A 20,985-nucleotide genomic window follows, 5' to 3' on the forward strand; every position below is an offset into this window, starting at 1 on the left:
GAATTTTGTCGTTACCGCGACTGAGTTGACGTCCTGATCTCCCGAATGGTCCCCGCTCCCGTGCCGCGTCGCATCCCGATCGGCGCCGTTGTGACGTTCTGCCAGCCGGCCGCGAGAAAGGTATTCGCCCGTGTCGAAGAGCTAGAGCGTGTTCGACGGTCCTGCGAGGTGCCGCGTTTCCAATTGGCGCCGGGAGCGGCTCCAGTACGAAGATTGGAACTCGACCGATCCCGCGCAGCGAGGCCGCTCTCGCTGCGGCTGAAAGTAAGAGCAATCTGTGAACTAGCTCATTTAAGGTTGAAGGAGATCGTGCCCTAACAGGAAAGCGAGTTCGAGGGTTGCACCAGGAGGCGGGCAATGGCGATCACTACCGAGACGACCTCGTTCACCAAAGACATCCAGGGCCGCTACCTCTGCAACAACCTAGCGGAGGTTGATGCGTGGAAATCCGCAGGCGGGCGTCCGTTCGATTTCATCATTGTGGGAGGCGGTACGTTCGGCTCGGCTATCGCCGAGCATCTGTGGTTTCGTCAGAAGCAGAGTGGCGGCGGATTACGGACACTGGTCATAGACGCCGGGCTGTTCACCGTTCCTGAGCACGTCCAGAACACGGGAATCCAGGGGTTTGGCGATCCGACCAATCCGTTCTTTCTTAACGAAAACCTGCCGCAGCCTGAGCCGCCACGCAACGAGGTTTGGGGCATTCCTTGGAAGTCGACCGTTCCCTTCAAGGGACTGGCGTATACGCTCGGAGGCCGATCACTCTATTGGGGCGGTTGGTCGCCTCGTCTGCTGGACGAGGAGATGTCGGGTTGGCCGGCAAATACCGTAGCCGAACTGAACGGCCGCTATTTCGATGAGAGTTCGTGGCAGATCGGTGTCGACGAGGCGAACGACTTCATTTTCGGTGAACTGCAAAACGCGCTTCGTCGCCAGCTCTTCGACAATCTGTCCAGCGTGCCCGGGGCGATTACGCTCGACGCGCTCCCACCCTCGCCGCTGCTGAAGCCTGGCGCCGACCCCGCACAGTTGCTCGGTCTGTCGTCGAGCGGCGGGCTTTCGCAAAACGACCTGCTGAACCTGCTGAAGCTGGAAGCGCCGCTTGCTGTGCAGGCGCGCCCGCCACATGCGGGGTTCTTTCCGCTGAACAAGTTCAGCGTCGTTCCGCTGCTGATGAAGGCGGCTCGGACCGCGGCGAGCGACTCCAACGGCAACGATTCCGTCAAGGAATTCATGGTGCTGCCCGACACGCATGTGTTGACGCTGCGTAGCGTGCCGACCGCGGCAGGCACCTGGCGCATCTCGGGCATCGACACGAGCCGCGGCCCGATTGATCTGGCTCCGGGCGGTGCCGTCATCATGGCGCTCGGCACGATCGAGAACGCGCGGCTCGCTCTGGCGTCGTTCGATGGCACCGGCTTTCCGACCCTGCCGCTCGTCGGCAAGAACCTGATCGCTCACCTTCGCTCAAACCTTGTCATCCGCGTGCCGCGCTCGGCGATTTCCGGGCTTTCGTCGGCGGTGAACGAACTGCAGACCGCGGCCATGTTCGTGAAGGGACGGGCGACGCGCCCGAATGGTGATCTGATTGGCCACTTCCACCTTCAGATTGCTGCGAGCGGCGGCGGCAATACCGTAGGCGGCGAGGACGAACTCTACCGCAAGGTGCCCGACGTCGACTTCTATGACCAGCTGCGGACCTCGACCGATACGCATGTCGCAATTGCAATCAGGGGGCTCGGAGAGATGGAGCCAGCCGATCCGGCCAATCCCGCCGCCCACCCAAGCCGGGTCGATTTGAGCGCGCGCACCGACGAATACGGCGTTCGTCGCGCATCGGTTGCGCTAACACCGACACAGCGAGATCAGGATCTTTGGGCCGCCATGGATGCGACAATGCAGAAGGTCGCCGCCATCTTCGCCAACGGGCAGCCGATGCAGGTGCTCCAGAGCAACCAGGACGGGCTCGGGACGACGCATCATGAAGCCGGGACGCTTTGGATGGGCACCGACCCGGCCGCGAGCGTCACCGATGGCAACGGACGCTTCCATCACACCGAAAACTTGTATGCGGCCGGCCCCGCGCTATTCCCGAGCATCGGCTCTCCCAACCCGATGCTGACCGGGATCGCGCTGTCGCGCCGCACGGGCGACCTGATCATGGCGCCGCCATCCCTCGCGGCCGATGCGGGATTCGAGACGCTGTTCGATGGCATCTCTCTTGGCGACTGGACAATGTCGACGATCAGCAACCAGCCTGGTCGGAACGACCCTGGCTCGTTCCGGGTCCGGCGCGGCGTGCTCGAGGCGCGAACGGGAACGGACCTTGGGCTGCTCTGGCTAAAGCGCCCCACGCCTCCTCGTTACGTTCTGCGGCTGCAGTGGATGATGACGGCACCCGGCGACAATTCGGGTGTCTTCATCGGCTTCCCCGACCCTCGAAACGAAGGCTACGACAACACGGCCTATGTCGGCGTCAACTTCGGCTTCGAAATTCAGATCGACGAATTGGCCCGTCCAGACAATGCGCCGATCCACAGGACGGGTGCAGTCTACGCCTTCAAGGGACCGACCGACGGTCCATTGACCGTCCATCCGGTCGGAGAATGGAACAACTATGAGATCACCGTCGATGGGGCCGACATCACGGTCGCGCTGAACGGGCAGGCGGTAAACATTTTCCATTTCGCCGGCGGTCCGCAGTCTCCGCGCCGCGGGCTGCCGTCCACCGCGCAAGACCCGCGCTTCATCGGCCTGCAAACGCACACGGGCCGCGTGTTCTTTCGCAACATTCAATGGAAGTCGTTGGAAGGCGCGGTGGCATGAACTTGATGCCACTCGGATCGTTGGGCGCCGTCGAAGCACGCGGCACGGTGACGTTCGGACTCTGGCTCCCTTGGGTGTCGGCGGCCGATGGCAACGTCGTCACCGTTAAGATCATCCATGAGGCAGATCAGTTTCTTCAGGCGTTTCCGGCTCGGGAACTTCAGCTCACACACAGAGTTCGTCCGCCGTATGGGGACTTCTGGTCAGTCACGGTGCCCATCGCCGGTATGCCGCCTGCAGTGCCGGGCTCAGCCTGGGGCAATCCGGGCCGCTACGTCTATCGCTACACGATCACGAATCCGAGCGTATGCACGCTCGACTGGATCATCGACCCTTTCGCGCGCGAGTTCGATGTCGGCAGGCAATCCGCCTTCACCCTAGGCTATGAGCCCTACGTCTGGAGTGCGGGCGAGGCGCAATGGCGGACGCCGGCGCTGGCAGATCTGATCCTCTATGAGGTGAACATCGCCGAGTTCGGCAGCGACCTCGACCGCGCTCGCGGGCTCGTTGCCTACCTGGCCGACCTCGGGATCAACGCCATCGAGATCATGCCGCTGTCCAACGTCGGCAACTCGGTCGACTGGGGCTATCTGCCGATCGGCTATTTCGGCGTCGACGAGCGCTTCGGCAACCGGTGGGATTTCCAGCAATTGGTCGACATCTGCCATCAGCACGGGATCGCGGTGATCGTGGACGTCGTCTATGGCCATACGGGGGTGGATTTTCCGTACTACGACGCCTACACGCGGCTGCGGTACCGCGACAATCCGTTCATGGGGCCGTTTGCCAAGGACTACTTCAGCAACTTCGGCAAGAGCACGGATTTCAATCGGGAGATCACGCGGGACTACTTTTACACCGCAAATCACCATTGGTTGGAGGTCTATCACGTCGACGGCTTCCGTTACGATTGCTTCCCGAACTACTGGGACGGGCCGGTGGGCGTGGGCTATGCGAGTCTCGTCTATGAGACGCACCAGCTGACCAAGGCGAACATCGCCGCAGGTCGCCCGTACTGGAGCCCGCTTCGACGGAGCGGCCGGCAAGCCGCTGAGGCTCGTGCAGATGGCCGAGCAGCTCGAAGCCCCGGAGGACGTGCTGCGGTCGACCTATTCCAACTGCACGTGGCAGAACGGCACCTATGGCGCGGCACGCGCGGTGGCCCAGGGGGATCGCGGCCGGCTCGCCGACCTCGGTCTGCAGCTCGGTCTCTTCGGCTACCCCGACCGGGAGATTGTCAACGGCGACGACATCCCCAAGACCGCGCTTCAATACATCGAGAACCACGATCACGAACGCTTCCTGTGCAATTTCGGCACCTCCAACCCCGATGAAGCCGGCAATCCGCTGTTCGCCGAGGGCGACCGGGCGCGCTCGTACATGCTGCAGCCCTATTTGATCGGCCTTCTGATGAGCAAAGGAATTCCGATGCTCTGGCAAGGCGAGGAATTCGCCGAAAGCTATTTCCTCCCCGATTTCGGAATGGGCCGCGTCTCGCTCTTGCGACCGATGCGGTGGGACTTCTTCTACGATGAGTCCGGCCGGCCGATCGTGAGCCTGATCCGCAGGCTGCTGCGGATCCGGCGGCAACGCGACCACATTCGTCAGGGCACGTACTTCTTCTTCAACGATTGGGATCGCTATCAGCAGTGCGGAGTTCTGCTGTTCGCGCGCTACGCACGCGCCCACTACACGTTGGTCGCTGTCAATTTCAGCGACACCGACCGGACCGTCCCGTTCTAGTTTCCGATGGCCGGTGACTACGCCGAAGAGCTGCATGGCGGCGCTCTCGACCTGAGGAACGTGCTTTCGCTCCGGCAAGTAGATCTAAATATCCCATCGCATTATGGACGGATCTGGACGCTGACGTAGGCGCCCGGGGACTGCCCTTGCGCCCGGTTCACGGCAGGATCGATATCCGACCGCTGCGGCCGCAGCGGCAGCTAATCTGAAATCCTGCGGACCAACGTTACAGAGTCTTTGGGTAGCGGTTGGGATCCTCAAAATGGCAGGGCTAAATCGGATCGTCCAATCGATGCCTCTCTGACGGTGATACTCGCCTCACCCAGAGGCGCGGCGCTCCCTGGCCATCTCTATACTCGCGATTTCGGCAATCGCGCGCCAAGGAGGTCATATCCACCGTCACACGGCTTTTGGAGGTTCGGCGCGCTGCAGCGCCCAGTATTTCGGCCATCGCCCGCGGGTACCCAGTGGCGCTCTCTTATCGCTTTGACACTGCAGATCGCTCTATCGTTTTCTCTGGTGATACCCGAAAGACCGACGCTCTCATCAAATCTTGCGAAAGGGCGCTGACGTGTTCGTGTGCGAGGCGCAATATCTTCCGGGAATGCGTCAGGTGCTCGATGCAGCTGTGAAAGTAGGCAGGTTCGATAAGGAGACCGCCGACAACCTCTTTAAAAGTGTTTCAAGGAATGCACTTACGCTCGAACAGGCGGGCGAAGTGGCTCAAGCCGCAGGGGTCAAAACGCTAGTGTTAAGCCATTTCGTTCCGGGAAATGGCGCTGTTCATGATCAGGTGTTTGTGGACGAAGCCCGCACAGCTTTCTCCGGCGAAGGCGGCGGTCGGGCCCCTGAGTGGGACGACTTCCACTCTACCTATCGCTCCAAGCATACCGCTGCGGTTTGCCAGCGGCGATAGGCAGCACGCAACGTCACCGACGCGCGACGCAACGCCGCGGCTACCGAAGCGGGCGGGACCGGCTGAACAAGAAACCGCTGGGAGTGAACTTTCGGGCTACTGCGAGCGCGCTGCCCTCGCACGTTTCGAGCGCGATCTTCTGGGCCAGCATGACGTCTCCAATCGGAAGGTCGCCAACGGGCAGGAAACACAAGCCTATCTTTGGGCGACCGTTTTCGCCGATCTCGCAGACATTCGCAGCCGCTCCCGCATAGATCCTATAGCGGTTGCCCGTATCGCCGCCGATTACCTCGAAATAGCCCGTTTGCGCGAATTGCCGCCGTTGGGCGGGCGAGAGGCACTGCCGCAGCAGCAGCAGCGCGCGTCCTTCCGGAGTCCTCTCGGCGCCGTGTCTAATGAACAGCGCCTTTGCAGCCCGCATCCGTGAGCGTTCACCCGGCCGCGACGGCCTGAACAGCCACACGGCTCAGCGATTCAGCCGCCGACCAGCCTGGGGAAGAAGAGAGTTTCTTCCGCAGTGGGGTCGAACGATCGGATTCGCGACACCTGACCTGAACCGGTCCGGACCGCGGCGGTGAAGCCGACGTTCGTCAGCTCGCGGAATCGCTGCTCCGCCTTGGCTACTTCCCCTGCATCGTCCGCATCGAAGAAGTGACGGCTGTCGCCGGTACTGTCCATCACGGTCTGGATCGGCATGCGGATCCCTCCTTGTTGATCATGACAGAATATTGTTGAAGCTCCGAAGTTCCTCGATCGCACCAAAGCTACTGCCTTTCGCGCCTCGCAACCAAGGCTTCGGTATGGTGGTACGCAGATGGCCCGCAAGCCAGGGCGCAGTTTTTGTGGACTTCGGCGAACAGCATCAGCCCGCCACAGCGTCACCGGATGGCCATTGGTCGAAAGTCGGTCCGCATCCTTCCACAAACCAGCTTTCGCATTCAGATACGATAATTCACCTGATGGGGAGCGCAGGTACGCTCTGAGCGGGGCCTTCTAGAGAGGCTTTCATGCCGTACTACGAATTCGAGCTTGTCACCGATGCAACATGCCAGCATCAGGGCGGAATGATCTTAGAAGACCGACAAGGAGCGGCGGACCAAGCCGAGCGTCTCGCGGCAGAGCTCAGGCTGGCGTCGCTTGCGCTCTGAGAAACAGGCAATCGCAGAACGGCTTTTCATCCGGTACCGTAGCTGGCCCGTGAGCGCTCTGGTCGTCAGGTGTTGTGACACCCGGCGATCTCCTAAGCTGCGGCCCTCGTCCTGCTTCCTGATCGAAATGGACAGCCCCATTCGGCTGGCGCCCGCCACTCTTCCGGCGCGCTTCAGTTAGGGCCCCCCTGGCGGCTTACCTTCCATCAGTCAAGACGCGAAACCGCGGGGATGCCAGTTTGTCGGGCGGCACGCGCATCGGAGTGAATTTGTATCGCTCCGCTGAGCGCGTTTGCAGTTTGAGCAGACGAAAAGGTTGGCGATTATCGATTCTGGAGTATCTCGCACCAGCTCAGAGCGGAACCATCTCGTGGTAATGCGGCAATTCGGACAGTGAGGGGGATCGAGGTGCCCCAATGCTTCCTTTAACCGGTCCATGTCCGCCCCTCCGTTCCGGGAAACAGTAGCAAAGCATAACGATGCGCAAAGTATCAAAAGATACACACCAGCACATTGAGCCCCCCAAACTCAGCTGAGGACACAAAGTCGAGCCGCGATGCCTTCGGCACGTCGGCAAGCTCTCCGCCAATCTGGTGGTCTAGGGCGGGGTGGGACCGAGTGCCGCGCGCGGGGCCCGTCAAATTCGGGCCAGTGGCCGCGCGCCTTCCGGATCTCGACATCTTCTCGCAGGCCTGGTCGAACCTAAACCTCGGATGGCCATTTTACGGAGAAGGGCAGGACGATACTCGATTTCAAGCCAAGTTTTCCGGGCCGCAAACCGGACGGGATGGTCCGGTCGAGCAGCTGTCGTGCGAAGCCCGCGCCCCACTGTCGCCTTCACATGGATTGGCCGAATCCAACGCCTGCAGCGCCGGCGTGCGGCAAGTACGCGGGCGCATGTCGGAGCATCCTGAGCCTTCTCCCTTCGTCTACCGTCGGGAAAATCCGGAAACTTTCCAGAGCGCCTTGAGTTGGCAGCGACTGGGTTCGGTCTCCGGAGAGAGTGAGTATGGTCGACGAAGTCGTCTTGAAGAACGCCGCGGAGACCGCCTGGTCGGTGTATCGGGCGCGGCACCCCGAGGTCGATGCGCTCGACAGCCGGCGCTGCCTGCTGGAGCGCCACCTCCACAGCAGGTCGGAGGCGCGCGAGAGCGACACGGAAGAACTCGCTGGCTTCGGGATAGCCTACTTGCAGCGGCTTCCTCGAGACGAATGTTGACGGCCGTGAAAATGCTCGCGGCGCGAGTGGTTCGCGAAAGCACAAGACCAGCCTGGACGCTGCTCGCGATTTCGTCCCTCATTTCCGCGGTTGTCGTGATAGGCCTGCGGTTCGTGTTCGGGGCCTAGCTGATGCGAATTGCCCAGCTTGCTCCGTTGGCCGAGAGCGTACCTCCCAAGCTTTACGGCGGCACCGAGCGTGTGATCGCCTGGCTCGTGGACGAATTGGTCGAACTGGGACACGACGTGACCCTGTTTGCAAGCGGGGACTCCAAGACGAAGGGAAAGCTCCACGCGGTGTGGCCGCGCGCGCTGCGCCTGGGGCGGAAGGGTGCGGATCCGAGCGCTGCCTGCGCGCTTCTGATCGAAGCCATCGCCGAGCGCGCGCCCGACTTCGACGTGATCCACTCACACGTCGACTGGTTGCCCCTTCCGGTGCTCAGCCGAACCGGCGTGCCTTTCCTGACGACGATGCACGGCCGGCTCGACCTTCCCGGTCTGCCCCAAGTAATCGGTGCCTTTGCGGACGCTCCGTTCGTCTCGATTTCCGCCAACCAGCGTCGTCCGCTTCCGGAGGCGAACTGGATCGCGACGATCCAGCACGGACTGCCCAAGGATATGTTTCGGCCATCCTACGAGCCAGGTTCGTACCTGGCCTTTCTGGGGCGGCTGACGGCGGAGAAGGGGCCGGAAGACGCCATCCGCATCGCGCGGGCGGCGCGGATGCCCCTGCGGATCGCTGCGAAGATTCCTCGGGCGGAGACGGCCTACTTCAAGAACAAGCTCGAGCCGAACATCGATGGCCAGACGGTTCAGCTCGTCGGCGAGGTCGACGACGCGAAGAAACAGCCTTTCCTCGCGAATGCAGCGGGCCTGCTGTTTCCGGTCGATTGGCCCGAGCCGTTCGGTCTGGTCATGATCGAGGCGATGGCGTGCGGGACGCCCGTGATCGCCTATCGATCAGGCTCGGTGCCGGAAGTCGTGGAGGACGGCGTCACCGGCTTCATCGTTGATGGTGAGGAGCAGGCGATCAGCGCCGTGAAAGAACTGGGCCGGCTGGATAGAAGAGTGATCCGCGCCCGGTTCGAAGAGCGCTTCGCCGCAAGCCGGATGGCGAATGAATACGAGACCCGATATCGCAACCTGATCGCTCGTGGAGGACGCTTCGCGTGAGAGATCGGCGGCTGGCTTGTGGGACTGGCATGAATCGAATCCTTGGCCATCCGTTTCGAATCAGGAGCAAGTGGAATTCTAGAGTTGAGGTCGGCATCCGAACGGGCGTGGCTTGGACGTACTCTGCGATCGCTCTCAATACGTGCTCTCGGGAGCTCCGCGCAAAGCATGTCTCGGGTTGCCTCAGATGTATGTCGGTTCCTGACGCGGAACTTTCACCCCGAAACAACATTGTGGTTGGTGGCAACGGCTCAGTCATGAAAAACGAACCATCCCGGATCTCAAAGTTCTTCGGTGATTTGGCGAACAAGACCTCGCTTGCGGCTGGGCGCGCCTCGACCTTCCTGTTAGCCGCGGGTGTGGTGGTCGTATGGGGCATCAGCGGCCCGCTCTTCCAGTTTTCGGACACTTGGCAGTTGGTCATTAACACTGGGACCACAATCGTAACTTTCCTTATGGTATTTCTGATTCAGAACTCGCAAAACCGTGACAGCGCGGCCATTCAGGTAAAGCTGGACGAACTCATTCGCGTGAGTGCGGCGCGCAATAGTCTCGTGGGAATTGAGCACCTCACAGACGATGAGATTGAGGAGCTTCGCTCGAAATGTGAAGCGCGTGCCAAGGCCGAAAAGGCCGGAGATGAGACAGTCGACCGGACCCGACAGTCAGCGCGGCAAGCCGCCGAGCAGATCGCCAGCTGACGATGTCAGCGCCGGCATCATCGAAAAGACCGGTAGAAAATATCGACGCCATCCTGCGGCTTGAAAAGCAGGATGAGAAAAAGATCGCTCTTCATCATCGTGTTTTTCATGCAATCGGATCGTTTGCGGGAACTCCGCAGTTCGTTGTGCTGCAGTGCGGGGCGGTGGTGTGTTGGATTGCGTTCGGCGGGGTATTCCCCGATCGCGCGCTTGATCCATTCCCGTTCCCGCTGCTCGGGACATTCCTTGCGCTGGAGGCGGTACTTCTCACCTCCTGTGTCCTCATTCGCCAAAATGCGACCGACCGCATCTTGGAGAAGCGGGATCGTCTAGAACTCAGATTAATCTGCTCTCTGAACGGGAGGCGACGCGATCTTTGAGAATATTGCAGAAGCTTGCCACGCGGCTGAACGTCGATGACGAGGATTGCCAACAAGACGAATTGGCGGAGGAGACGTCTGTTGATCAACTTGCCAGAGGCTTGCGCGAGCGCGAGCAGGCTGAAAAGGCTCAATGAGATGTTGGCCCCAAGTAAGCCGACATGCCGGTCGCCCTGATGCCACCTGCGTGGTCGTCATCATCTACACGAGCTAAGCCTGAACTTCGTCGAACAGAGTCCGTGCGATGCGCACGGTGCTAGAATTTGAGCGTAGTCCGGAGCCCGAACACCGAGGCGTTTTTGAGGACCTTTCCGGCGGATGACGTCGCCGGCCTCGTGGCGCCGCCGCCCGGATGGATGATGTACTGGAAGTTTGGCTGCAACGACCAGCCGTCCTTTATCTGATATTGGTAGACCGTCGTCAGCAACCCCTCGAAGTTTCGCAAGGGCCAATTTGGATTCACCAACGTCCGGTAGTCGGCGTCGAGCGCCTGCGCCCGTTTGGACACATGGGCATAGCCCGCGGCGATCCCGAACTTGTCGTCGGGCCGGTCATCACGAAGCCCGATGAACTCGAGGCCGGCATCAGCGTAGAGATCAATCAGGTTGCGATCAGCGGGCGCGCCGGCGGCCCTTGCGAACACACCGATCCCGCGATCGTCGCTGTGAGGCACGCGGTAAATCTGTCGCTCGAAGGCCGCCCAAGCACCGATGTCTCCTGCCAGCAACAAGGGCTGGCCGGTGCTACCGGAAGCGGCGAGCGAGCTGCCGTTCGACGCGAGCTGTTGATCCGCGAAAGGGCCAAAGTGCCGCCAGCCGCCGAACTTGATCTGGCCGGTCAGGTTGGGATCGCCCTTCTTGTTGTTCCAGGCGTACTGGATCTGACCCAGTAACAACGGCGGATCGTTGACGCGGAAATTGACGCCGTAGCGATTGCGCTCCTGCGGGTCGCCCGGTCCGGGTCCCGCTTGGTCGCCGTCGAAGATCCCACCCAGAACGGAAAGCTGGTCGGTCACGTTGACCAGTAGCCTTGCGCCCATGGCCGCCAAAGGTGGCGAAGGTCCCCCGCTGGGCAGATTGAGCGACGTGATCGCGGGCCAACCCATTGAGGCGTTCGTGAACACGTCTGTATATTTGGTGTTGAAGAATTCGCTGTCGGCGGCAAGCTGCCCCACCTTCAGCGAGATCCTCTTCGCGCCCCACTGCTTCTCGAAATACGCTTCGTAGAGGCGCGTTGCGGGCAGAGCCTCGATTCCGCTGACGACGAAGAAGTTCTGAAGATTGCTCCGGGACAGGCCGTCGCCATGGATCTGGAACATGTTGGCGTGAAAAGTGAGCTTATCGATGCCGACGAGTTTCTGCAGATCGACATCCACCGCAAGGTTGAGACGGCCTTCGTAGATAGCACCCCGCTTCAGGCCGCCGGAAGCGTTACCCAACGCCTCGCCGATGTAAGTGGCCGCGAACTTCACGCCGTACTTCTGCAGCGGATTGGGCAGAAGGCCGAGCGTCTTTTCCTCCACCGTGCTCTCACCCGTATCCGGGTCGGCAGGCTTGTCGTCGTCGGTCCTCTTATCCTCGTGGGCGGCGGCGCCGGCTGCCACGAGCAAGAGGACCGACATCGAAAGCACGACCTGCCTATAGACTCGCTGGGGTCTCGACACGCGAGTGTTCCTGATCTTGAGGATAGCCTTACGACTTGCCCGATCTTACAAGACAAGTCCACCGTGCAGGCATGTTCCAAAGGTACGGGTCAGACCAGCTGGATTGGCCGTCGCGATCGAAACTTTGTTGGGTCGCGCTGAGCGAATGTTGGCTATAGTGGGACTTTCGCGTTCTGGGGAGCATTGATGTTCGATGCGGCAACCAATGCGTTGCGCGCGGTCTTGGACGAAGCCTGCGAGAGCGTTTCGCAGCGCGAGATCGGACCGCGTAGCGATGTCGGCTCAAAGATACTGGAGGCGGCGACCAGAGGCGAGGTATCGCAGGACGAACTCACGCAGGTCGGCCGTGACGTCCTTTGGCGGGCGCCCGCGATGATGTGGCGCTGATCGGTCGAGGCGGGCGTGAACTTCCAGGTCACGGTGCTGAAGATCCTGGTGAGCTATCCGGACGGCTTCGCCGTCATGGATGACCTCAAGCGCGACATGGCCATTCTGGCGACCAGCGGCCGCGATTGGGCGGACCGGACCAAGCGCCTCGCTGCGCAGGTCCCCGCCCTCGACATCTTTTCTCAAGGCTTAGTAGAACGCATCAGCGGGGGCTGGAAGATCACGGCAAAGGGTCGGGCAGTGCTTGAATTCATGGAAGCCCGCCCGGAGGCATCCGCGCCGGCCCAACAGGCCGCAGCCGATGAGGCTCCCAAATTGGTATCCGAGACAGCGCCGGTTCCTCCGCTGCGGCAACCTGCCGACCGTGCCGAGCGGCGGCGCGCACGTCGCCAACGTCGTCGTGAGGCGCGGGAACGCGCGAGAGCGAACGCCTCTTGAGGTGGATCGAAGCCAAAGAAGAAGCCGCCGGGTGGGCGCTGCGGTTGAAATAGTCCCGGACTGTCGATTGCCTCCTAGCCCCAAGCGTACCGCCGTTACGTTCTTTGCGGCCAGGCTATTCCGACCTAAGAACGGTATTGCTTCGGGTATCGGGACGGCGACTTGTGCACGAGTCCTTCTACCGAGCCGGCAGGCGCGAATGGCGAGGGCGGAAACCAAACCTGCGCGGTAAGCGACCGTCTCGCCGGCCCGCACCACGCCCAGCACCCCGGCTTTGAATGGAAGGCCCCTTTTTGCCGACGAGAGCACCAGCCGAGGCGTGCCTGGAGGCATCGAGGAGGACGCAGGCGTCCGGAGACCGGGTAGGCCCGGCTAGGCGGGCACCGTCAGAGAATCGAGACGTTTCCGGAGAAATGCCAGCACCACGATCTCGTCGGAAGTGAGCTTGGCGTACTGGCGCTTGAACTTCCGCGCGATCTTGGCCTGAATCATCTTCACGAGATCACCTGACATGTAGGCGTTCAGGACTTCCGGGTGCACGTAGCACTTGCGGCAGATGGCCGGTGTGTTGCCGAGCTGCTTCGAGACACGTTCGATCGCGGCGACGACGTTGCGCTTCGCCTCGGCCTGGCTGTCGTAATTCTTGAATTCGGCAAGCACCAACGCCGCCAGAACGGTTCCCGCCCAAGTCCGAAAATCCTTGGCGCTGAAGTCCTCGCCGGTGATATCCTTGATGTAGGCGTTGACGTCGCCGGAATCGACGGTGCGGGGCTGTCCGTCGTCGTCCAGGTACTTGAAGAGCTCATGTCCGGGATCACCGCACAGCGCTTCACGATCGCGACTATCCGCTTGTCCTCGACGCGAAGCTTCCACTGTTGCCCGACTTGCCCGTGAAGTCGAAACGAAGGACGCCGCGCCCGACCGCGACGTGCTTGCGCGCATGGTGGTGAGCCCGTAGGACTTGTTTTTCTCGGCATACTCGGCATTGCCCACCCGGATCAATGTCTTCTCCAGAAGACTAACGATCGTGGCCAGCACCTTCTCGCGCGGCAGTCCGTCCCGCTTCATGCCGGCGGCGACCCGCTCCCGCAGCGCGGCAGCGAACAGGATGATATGCTCATACTTGTTCTGGTCGCGGAGCTCGCGCCACTTCGGATGGTAGCGATACTGCTTGCGACCCCGCGCATCGAGCCCGGTTGCTTGGATGTGCCCGTTTGACGACGGGCAGATCCACACGGACTCGTAGGCCGGCGGGATGCCGATTGATTTGATGCGTCGGATGACGGTGCCATCGGTTATGCGCTTGCCGTCCTTGTCGTAGTAGCTGAAAGTGGTTCCAGTTCGCTTTTGCGCGTGTACCCCGGCGCGGAGTCGCTGACGTACCGGAGGCCTTCTTCCGCGATGGTGGCCGCGACCTCGGCGGTGCGGTCCAGAACGTTTTCTTCGTTGCCGGTTTCTCGGAGCATGGGCCTGTCCCTTGGGATGCCCCCTGGGATCGAGGCTCCACTCTTTCTAAAGGGATGATGACACCGGTTGGTTCCGCTCTGAGCTCGTGGACGCGAGGTGTGGATGTGGCCCTTCAGAATATCGGGACCTCAAATGGAGAGCCGGGCCGGTTCCTTTCGACAACGCGCTGCGCAGTCGATGAGGGCGGCATCAGACAATCGCCACAAATTTCACCGACACGCTCCCCACAGTCAGTCTTCACGAAGGCCGCTATGTCCCAGTATTCACTCGATGTATTGCGTCAGCGCTATGTCGTCGAGAAAAGACCGCTCGAGGCCGACGTCGAGCAGATCCTGCGAACTGACAGCCGCGCGGGAGCCCGTGCCATCCTTGCTTCAATCGATAAACGGCGCTTCGAAAACAGGTCCGAAGGGCAGCGCCTCCGCAAGATGCTCCGCTTCGAGACATCTCTCTGGGAAAGCGGCCATCATGCGGTGGCAGGCGTGGACGAGGCCGGAATGAGCCCTCTCGCCGGGCCCGTCTCCGCTGGCGCCGTGATCCTGAAGCCCGGCACGCGGATAATCGGAATTGACGACTCGAAAAAACTCGACGCCGCGGCTCGCGAAGAACTCTCGAAGGAAATCAAGGAAAAGGCAGAGAGTTGGTGTGTAGCATTCGTCGAGGTCGAGGAGATCGACGCAATCAACATCTATTGGGCAGGCATCCAGGCGATGCAGCGGGCGGTCCGGGGGCTAGGGTTGACGCCGCAGCACTTGCTGATCGACGCGAAGCGGTTGAAGGAAATCGACATCCCTCAGCAGCCCATCAACAAAGGCGATGCCAAGTCCGCCAGCATTGCGGCCGCCTCCATCCTCGCGAAAGTCGAGCGCGACACAGTCATGCGGACGCTCGACGAGCGTCACCCCGGCTACGGATTCGCAGATCACAAGGGCTACCCGGTGCCGGCTCATTATGAGGCGCTCGCCAGGCTTGGTGCATGCGCTGCTCACCGGAGGTCGTTTGGACCTGTACGCAAGGCGCTCGGGCTGCCGCCCCTGCCGCCGTGGCCTTCGGCGTCCGAGCGCGCCGCGAGCTGAACTCCAGATCGAGCGCTTCGTCTCGGCTGCATTATTTTCGCGACCACTTCGTTTCGCGAACGACGTCCTTGGCGTTTTTGTCGGACCTCAGGCCGAGATAGACCGGCTGGCGCAGCTCGCCCTTGCTGGTCCACTCCGCGAATTTCACTTCGGCGACCAAGGAAGGACGCACCCAGGTCGTAACCCGCTCATTTTTCACCTTGCCAGGGAAGGGCGACTTGGCTGTCTTCAGCCTCACGACCTTGCGGTGAAGCTCTTCGAGAACTTGGTGGCTGAAGCCGGTGCCGACGTGGCCAATGTACCGCCATGCATCGGCGTCGCGTACCGCCAGCACGAGGGCGCCGAAGAAGGGCCGGGTTCGCCTCGGCGCGGTGAAGCCGGCGATCACTACCTCCTGCCGCTGCGCGGTCTTCACCTTCAGCCAATCGGCGGTCCGGCGTCCGGACGCGTACGGGCTGTCGGCGCGCTTGGCCATGATGCCTTCGAGATGTCTCAGCTCGGCTTGTGCAAAGAACTTTGTGCCGCTGCCTTTGCGGTGGTTGCTGAACGCAATGAGCTTGTGGCGCGGCAGGAGGGCCTTGAGCCGCTTCTTGCGCTCGAGAAGCGGCAGCGCACGCAGGTCCTCGCCGGCTGCGAACATGAGGTCGAACGCGCAGTACAAAAGCTTGGCCTCGTGACGCAGGGCGTTTTGAAGCAACTGGAAATGGGATACGCCGTCCTTCCCGATCGCAACGAGCTCGCCATCGATCACGGCGTCCGCCTTCACTCCCTCGAGTGCTTTCGCGACCTCGACATAGGAGTGGCTGATGATCTTCCCGTTGCGGCTGTAGAGCGCGACCCGACCACGCCGGATTTCCGCGACCATGCGGAACCCATCGAACTTGTCCTCGAAGAGCCAATCGGAATCGTCGAACGGCGAATCTGTCAGCGTGGCCAGCATAGGCTGCAGGCGAAGAGGCAGGGTCGATTTTCGGGCCATGGCTGGACGACGGGTGACGGAGGGTAGGAACGAGGAGGATGCATCGTCAGTTCCGTCCGACATATTGAAGGCTTCGGCAGCCCCACGCCTGCCTCGATAGCCTCCCTTCAAGTCGGGGAGGTCATCGTGGGTGCTCGACGCGTAGCACGATCATCGGCGGCTCAACGGCCGCCACACCTGCTGAAGATCCACGCGCGCCGATCAAGGAGCAGATCGATCTGCTGTTGAAGTCCTTGGTGGGTCGGATATCGGCCGCCGACTTGCGTAAGGGCCTCTCTACAGACCCGGCAAGGCGCGAAATGAAGAGGACGGGAGCCGAACCCGCGCGGTATCGCCAGCCGCGACCGCTCCGGCGGCCCTGACCACGGCCAGCACCCCGCATTTGAATGGAGGGCCCGTTTCCGCCGACGACAGCACCTGCCGTTTCATGCCGGCCTGGAAACGGTCGATGAGGATACAGGGCGTCCGGAGGCCGGTCAGCTCCACGATCGCCGTGGCTCCAAGCTCGATGAGCGTCCCGAGCGGCATCCGCTCAAGGTCCAGACCGGCAGTGGTGATGTTCTCACCGAGCTCTCCAGGCCGCACCTCGAAGCCCGCGTCCGAGAGGGAGGCGAAGAGCTCGGACGGGATCAGGTGAACCTGCCGGAGATTGGGTAGGCGAGGCCGGCGGCGGGCGAGATAGCGGTGCCGGACAAACTGGCCGGCGTGGGCGTCGCCTTCGACCCCATAGCCTTCCACCAGCACGATCTCGTCCTGCGGCGGTTTGCTGAAGTGGTGAGCGCGATCGGCGGCGACCGCGACCACGGTGCCCTCCGGCGAGAGCGCGTACGCCTGCGGCATCAGGCCGCCCGGGCGACCGAGCGCCGCTTCTGGCGGAAGTAGCGCGTGATCTCCGGAAGGGCCATGGCGTTCAGGACGCGGTCGGCAGGGACGCCGCCCTTCCGGGCCATCTCGACGCCCCAGTGCATGTGGTCGAGCTCGGGGACCGAGTGCGCGTCCGGATTGATGCTCATCATGCAGCCGAACTCGAGGGCAGCCTGGTGCCAGCGCCAATCCAGGTCTAGTCGCCAAGGATGGGCGTTGATCTCGACGACGACGTCATGCCTGGCGCATGCCCGCAGGACCTTCTCGATGTCGATTTCGTAGCCCGGCCGCCGCTGCAGCTGCCGCCCGGTCATATGGCCTATGATGGTGGTGTGGGGATCGGAGATCGCACGAAGCAGGCGCTGCGTCTGCGCCTTGCGGTCGAGTTTGAATCGGCCGTGGATGCTCGCGACCACGAAGTCGAAGCGCTGCAGCACTTCGTCCGCATAGTCCAGCGAGCCGTCGGCCAGAATGTCGGACTCGATGCCTTTCAGGATCCGGAAATCCTTGCCGAAGCGCTTGTTCAACCGGTCGGCGTCCCGGTGCTGCTGCGCGATCTCTTCCTCCGAGAGACCGCCTGCGTAGTGCGCGGACTTGGAGTGGTCGGCGACCCCGAAATACTCGAAACCGCGCTGGCGCGTGGCCTTGGCCATCGTCTCCAAGGTCTCCGTGCCGTCGGACGCATCGGTGTGGCAATGAAGGATTCCGCGCAAGTCCTTGTCGGTGACGAGCTTCGGCAGCTTGCCCTTCAGGGCCAGCTCGACCTCGCCCCGGCCCTCACGGAGTTCAGGATCGATGAACGGCAGGCCGAGGGCACTATAGATCTGGGCCTCGTCGCCGGCGATCAGGGTGCGACCCTTGTGCAGCCCGTCGCTCTCTAGCCGCATTCCTTTCTCCGCGGCCAAAGCCTGGAGCCTCTCGATGTGAGCGGCTGAGCCGGTGCCGAAAAGAAGGGCGGCGCCGAAGTGGTTGCGGTCGGACAAGCGGATTTGCAGTCCGTCCGCCGCCGAAGCATTCGCCGCCTTCTCGATCTTGGCAGCCTCCGCGACGATCGTGAGGTCGCCGACGAGTTCGCAGCCGCGGCGGAAGTCGCCTGCGATCGTCACGCGTTTAAGCTCCGGCCGGGCCTTACGCAGCGAATCCTTGGCGTGCGCGAGCAGGGCGGCCGCACGATGCAGATGGAGGCGACCTTCTCCGCTTTTCGCGAGGGCCAGGTTCTGCAGAATCTTGGTCTGCAGCGCCGCGCCGAGACCTTTGGCCTTCTTGATGCGGTCGTCCTTGGCGGCGGCCTCCAACTCCGCGAGCGAAGTGATGCCGAGATCCTTGTAGAGCCGCAGCACCTTCTCGGGGCGGAGGCCGGGAACGGCGAGCATCTTGAGCACGCCCTCGGGTATCTCCTTCCGGAGCTTCTCAAGGCTCGGATGAGAGCCCGTCTTGTGAAGCGTGGCGATAATGTCGGCGATCGCCTCGCCGACGCCGGGGATTTCCGTGAGCCGGTCTTCGGCGATGAGCACGTCCAGAGGGACGGCAAGGGCCGCCAGGCTGTCTGCGGCGCGCGCATAGGCTTTGGCCCTGTACGGGTTCCCGCCACGCAACGCCGTCCGCTGTGCGTATTCTCGCAGGAGACTGACGATCGTGCGAACGTCGGGGGAGGCCACTCAACAACCCTCCCGTTCCGCGCCGGGCCTCACCGGCGCAAAGTCTCCCTTAGCGGGTGGGCCGTCATCGCGCCGGCGATCGAGAGATGCCTCAAGTTTTTGCGCTGCCCGGAAGTCCTCAAGGTGCTGCGTGTTCGGGCTGTAAGCGGCCTCCTTATTGAGGAGATTGTAAGTTCGCCCCGCAACCAGCTGCAGATGCTTCATTCTGCCGCGCGGCAGCGATCGGGCTTTGCAAAGAGCCCGGACGGCGTCGGCGCGGAAGTAATCGAAGGCGTCAGACATGGTCTCGGTAAACGCCCATTCTCGCCTATAGTTCGGTCGACATCGTCAGCCCGCAGGACCGTTATGGGCGACATTTGGCGTGCACCTATAATCGTCAGCAGGCTACAGCTCAGCGCGTGGCGAGAACAGTGAAGGCAGGCGCGATGAAAGCGGCGCTGCGAGTTCGTTTACGGCCGGCCTGTCCGAAACGTTCGGACCTCACGTTTTCGGACTTGGCTGCGGAGTGGGGAGACCTTGGGGAGGCTGAGAAGGTGTGGGATTATTCTGCTGCTGAGGCGCTGCGGCCTCGCCGCCTGCGTGAGGAACGCAGATACCGATGTTGCTGAGCAGCCGTTTGGCCTGGAGGTCGCGCACCTTTGAGTATTCGCGTCGTCGCTCGATATTGGCCGCGGCCCATCGGTCCCAGGCCTCGAAAGCGTCCGTGTAGTGCTTTCGCATCTGCTCCTCGGCGGCAAGGCAATCGGCGAACTTGTCGAAAAACCAGGTCGGTGTTGACCGGGGTCATACCTCCTACCAGGACAACGAGCATCCATTTCATCTTGCCGATCGCCTTTCGCGCCGGGCGAATTCTCCGCTAACGCGAACAATTCCGTCCACGGTGGTTAGATGGCCCGACGGCTGCGACCGGCCACAAAACCGTAGACGAGAAGCACGATGATGGCGCCTACCACTGCCCCCACCAGCCCCGCGCCTTCTCCTGGCCGGTACCAGCCGAGAGCCTGGCCAAGATAGGTCGCAACGAACGCGCCCACTATTCCCAGGATCGTGGTCAGGATGAAACCCGAGGGCTCGTTGTCGCCAGGCATGATGAACTTCGCGATGATGCCTGCGATGAAGCCGATGATGATCGTCCATATGATGCCCATGTCTCTCCCTCGGTGGCTGTGATTATCCCGCCGATGGAGCCGGAAGACGTCCATCAGGTGTGTATTTGTCCACGGCTGCCGGAAGCTCGCGCGACAATCGGTTGAGGATCTCCTGCTGAGACAGGCCGGTCTGCTGCTCCAGCTTTTGAAGGACGTCCGGACCGATAGCCTGCTGGAGTTCGGGCGGGGTGACTTCGCGATTTGGCCCCTGATTGATCCAGGATTGGGCCGCTTCGCCCTGCCCGTTCTGCTTGAAGTGCTCGAGCAACTCGCCGATCCCGCCGCTCAGCAGCGAACCCACCCCACCGCCTCCCACAACGCCGCCAAGATTTCCGAGCATGCCGCTCAGGGAATCCTTGGCACCCGCCGGCTGACCGGAGGTAGCATTGCGAAACATGTCGGCGAGCTTGTCACGATTTTGGTAACCGGCGATTGCGAGCATACCCAAGAGGGCAGTCATCGATGGCATTCCGCGGCTCATTTTCGGCTCCTCAGTTCGATGATTGGTAACCTTGCAAGAAAAGGGCGGCCCGCGTGGGGCAGGCCGCCGGTTAATTCATCGCGCTCCGGTGCCGTAGAGCTGCCGTTCTCTCCGGACCTCCTCCGCACCGTAAGGCCGGGCGGATGGATCGTAATTCTTCCACCCGCCCTTCTGCCAGGCTGCGCTTCGGTCGCGCAGATTGACGGCGGACTGGTTCAGGATCGCTTCGTATCGCGCCCGGTCCGCGTCCGGCACACGCGCTGAAACCAGCGTGCCGCCGCGCCTCACACCTTCGGCGTAGAGCGGAGCTTCCTCATCGGATACACCAGCCTGCGTCAACGCGCCGACCACCCCGCCCGTAGCGCCGCCAGCTGCGGCACCCAGCGCGGTCGACGCAAGCCATCCGGCCGCCACGACCGGACCCAGGCCGGGTATAGCCAACAACCCAAGGCCCGCGAGCAAGCCGGCCGCGCCACCGAGGCCTGCGCCGACGCCCGCTCCCGTGGCCGCACCTTCAGCCCGATCATCAACCCCATCTCGATCTCGATCGACCTTCTTGTCGGTGCTGTACCAGTTGTCGGAATTGTTCGCGACGATGCTCAAATCCGAATGCGGCACGCCCGCGGCCTCCAGGCTCGTCACCGCGCGCTGCGCATCGGAGTAGTTATCGTAGAGACGTGAAATCGTGACGGTCATCTTGAATCCCTCTCAATTTTGGT

23 protein-coding genes are annotated in these 20,985 nt (G+C 62.1%); 13 read left to right on the plus strand and 10 right to left on the minus strand.

The window, feature by feature from the left end; genetic code table 11:
* The first annotated feature begins 357 nt into the window (after positions 1–357).
* The 4 genes from AC0L27_RS29115 to AC0L27_RS29130 all read left to right on the plus strand — a co-directional run bounded on the left by AC0L27_RS29115 (position 358) and on the right by AC0L27_RS29130 (position 5,485).
* Positions 358–2,826: a 3-keto-alpha-glucoside-1,2-lyase-like domain-containing protein gene (locus AC0L27_RS29115; protein WP_473321135.1), complete on the plus strand. Its 2,469-nt coding sequence runs from the start codon at positions 358–360 to the stop codon at positions 2,824–2,826.
* Positions 2,823–4,160 (plus strand): alpha-amylase family glycosyl hydrolase, encoded by a 1,338-nt coding sequence (locus AC0L27_RS29120; RefSeq protein WP_473321136.1) that lies wholly within the window; start codon positions 2,823–2,825, stop codon positions 4,158–4,160. Before AC0L27_RS29115 ends, AC0L27_RS29120 begins: the two co-directional genes overlap by 4 nt.
* Positions 4,161–4,206: 46 nt before the next feature.
* On the plus strand, positions 4,207–4,569 hold the full coding sequence (locus AC0L27_RS29125; protein ID WP_473321138.1) for a hypothetical protein: 363 nt from the start codon (positions 4,207–4,209) through the stop codon (positions 4,567–4,569).
* Positions 4,570–5,182: 613 nt separating this feature from the next.
* Positions 5,183–5,485: a hypothetical protein gene (locus tag AC0L27_RS29130; protein ID WP_473321139.1), complete on the plus strand. Its 303-nt coding sequence runs from the start codon at positions 5,183–5,185 to the stop codon at positions 5,483–5,485.
* Between the two features lie 40 nt (positions 5,486–5,525).
* Here the strand turns inward: AC0L27_RS29130 and AC0L27_RS29135 are convergent, their stop codons facing one another.
* The gene (locus AC0L27_RS29135) at positions 5,526–5,906 is read right to left on the minus strand and encodes a hypothetical protein (protein WP_473321140.1); all 381 of its coding nucleotides are present in this window, start codon (positions 5,904–5,906) and stop codon (positions 5,526–5,528) included.
* Positions 5,907–5,959: 53 nt separating this feature from the next.
* Entirely contained in the window at positions 5,960–6,181 is a 222-nt protein-coding gene (locus tag AC0L27_RS29140) for a hypothetical protein (protein WP_027516267.1), read from the minus strand.
* Between the two features lie 311 nt (positions 6,182–6,492).
* Here AC0L27_RS29140 and AC0L27_RS29145 point away from each other — a divergent pair, with 311 nt between their 5' ends.
* From AC0L27_RS29145 to AC0L27_RS29170, 6 genes are all read left to right on the plus strand, one after another.
* Positions 6,493–6,633 (plus strand): hypothetical protein, encoded by a 141-nt coding sequence (locus AC0L27_RS29145; protein WP_473321142.1) that lies wholly within the window; start codon positions 6,493–6,495, stop codon positions 6,631–6,633.
* A gap of 1,009 nt (positions 6,634–7,642) precedes the next feature.
* Positions 7,643–7,852: a hypothetical protein gene (locus tag AC0L27_RS29150; protein WP_473321143.1), complete on the plus strand. Its 210-nt coding sequence runs from the start codon at positions 7,643–7,645 to the stop codon at positions 7,850–7,852.
* 131 nt (positions 7,853–7,983) lie between these two features.
* Entirely contained in the window at positions 7,984–9,024 is a 1,041-nt protein-coding gene (locus AC0L27_RS29155) for a glycosyltransferase family 4 protein (protein ID WP_473321144.1), read from the plus strand.
* Between the two features lie 257 nt (positions 9,025–9,281).
* Positions 9,282–9,725 (plus strand): low affinity iron permease family protein, encoded by a 444-nt coding sequence (locus tag AC0L27_RS29160; protein ID WP_473321147.1) that lies wholly within the window; start codon positions 9,282–9,284, stop codon positions 9,723–9,725.
* 2 nt (positions 9,726–9,727) lie between these two features.
* Positions 9,728–10,105: a DUF1003 domain-containing protein gene (locus AC0L27_RS29165; protein WP_473321148.1), complete on the plus strand. Its 378-nt coding sequence runs from the start codon at positions 9,728–9,730 to the stop codon at positions 10,103–10,105.
* A gap of 5 nt (positions 10,106–10,110) precedes the next feature.
* Positions 10,111–10,242, plus strand: a complete 132-nt coding sequence (locus tag AC0L27_RS29170) for a hypothetical protein (protein ID WP_473321150.1) — start codon at positions 10,111–10,113, stop codon at positions 10,240–10,242.
* A gap of 119 nt (positions 10,243–10,361) precedes the next feature.
* Here the strand turns inward: AC0L27_RS29170 and AC0L27_RS29175 are convergent, their stop codons facing one another.
* Complete coding sequence (locus AC0L27_RS29175) at positions 10,362–11,726, minus strand: carbohydrate porin (protein WP_473321151.1); 1,365 nt, start codon at positions 11,724–11,726, stop codon at positions 10,362–10,364.
* Between the two features lie 228 nt (positions 11,727–11,954).
* Between AC0L27_RS29175 and AC0L27_RS29180 the strand changes: the two genes are divergently transcribed.
* Entirely contained in the window at positions 11,955–12,155 is a 201-nt protein-coding gene (locus AC0L27_RS29180) for a hypothetical protein (RefSeq protein ID WP_473321153.1), read from the plus strand.
* A 15-nt stretch (positions 12,156–12,170) separates the two neighbouring features.
* The gene (locus AC0L27_RS29185) at positions 12,171–12,593 is read left to right on the plus strand and encodes a hypothetical protein (RefSeq protein WP_473321155.1); all 423 of its coding nucleotides are present in this window, start codon (positions 12,171–12,173) and stop codon (positions 12,591–12,593) included.
* A gap of 372 nt (positions 12,594–12,965) precedes the next feature.
* Here the strand turns inward: AC0L27_RS29185 and AC0L27_RS29190 are convergent, their stop codons facing one another.
* Entirely contained in the window at positions 12,966–13,892 is a 927-nt protein-coding gene (locus AC0L27_RS29190) for a DNA topoisomerase IB (protein ID WP_473321201.1), read from the minus strand.
* 419 nt (positions 13,893–14,311) lie between these two features.
* On the opposite strand from AC0L27_RS29190, the gene AC0L27_RS29195 reads away from it, so the two are divergent.
* Positions 14,312–15,136 (plus strand): ribonuclease HII, encoded by an 825-nt coding sequence (locus tag AC0L27_RS29195; protein ID WP_473321157.1) that lies wholly within the window; start codon positions 14,312–14,314, stop codon positions 15,134–15,136.
* Positions 15,137–15,167: 31 nt separating this feature from the next.
* Here the strand turns inward: AC0L27_RS29195 and ligD are convergent, their stop codons facing one another.
* The 6 genes from ligD to AC0L27_RS29225 all read right to left on the minus strand — a co-directional run bounded on the left by ligD (position 15,168) and on the right by AC0L27_RS29225 (position 20,962).
* Positions 15,168–16,115 carry a non-homologous end-joining DNA ligase gene (gene ligD, locus AC0L27_RS29200; RefSeq protein ID WP_473321158.1) on the minus strand — a complete coding sequence of 316 codons (948 nt, stop codon included), beginning with the start codon at positions 16,113–16,115 and terminating at the stop codon, positions 15,168–15,170.
* Between the two features lie 276 nt (positions 16,116–16,391).
* Positions 16,392–16,955: an MOSC domain-containing protein gene (locus AC0L27_RS29205; RefSeq protein ID WP_473321160.1), complete on the minus strand. Its 564-nt coding sequence runs from the start codon at positions 16,953–16,955 to the stop codon at positions 16,392–16,394.
* Positions 16,955–18,637 (minus strand): helix-hairpin-helix domain-containing protein, encoded by a 1,683-nt coding sequence (locus AC0L27_RS29210; protein ID WP_473321162.1) that lies wholly within the window; start codon positions 18,635–18,637, stop codon positions 16,955–16,957. The genes AC0L27_RS29205 and AC0L27_RS29210 overlap by 1 nt, the downstream gene beginning before the upstream one ends.
* Positions 18,638–19,521: 884 nt before the next feature.
* Complete coding sequence (locus tag AC0L27_RS29215) at positions 19,522–19,785, minus strand: GlsB/YeaQ/YmgE family stress response membrane protein (protein ID WP_247368824.1); 264 nt, start codon at positions 19,783–19,785, stop codon at positions 19,522–19,524.
* Positions 19,786–19,807: 22 nt separating this feature from the next.
* Positions 19,808–20,266, minus strand: a complete 459-nt coding sequence (locus AC0L27_RS29220; RefSeq protein WP_473321165.1) for a YidB family protein — start codon at positions 20,264–20,266, stop codon at positions 19,808–19,810.
* A 75-nt stretch (positions 20,267–20,341) separates the two neighbouring features.
* On the minus strand, positions 20,342–20,962 hold the full coding sequence (locus AC0L27_RS29225; RefSeq protein ID WP_473321168.1) for a hypothetical protein: 621 nt from the start codon (positions 20,960–20,962) through the stop codon (positions 20,342–20,344).
* Between the last annotated feature and the right edge of the window lie 23 nt (positions 20,963–20,985).

This window comes from Bradyrhizobium sp. Ken51 (assembly GCF_055807435.1).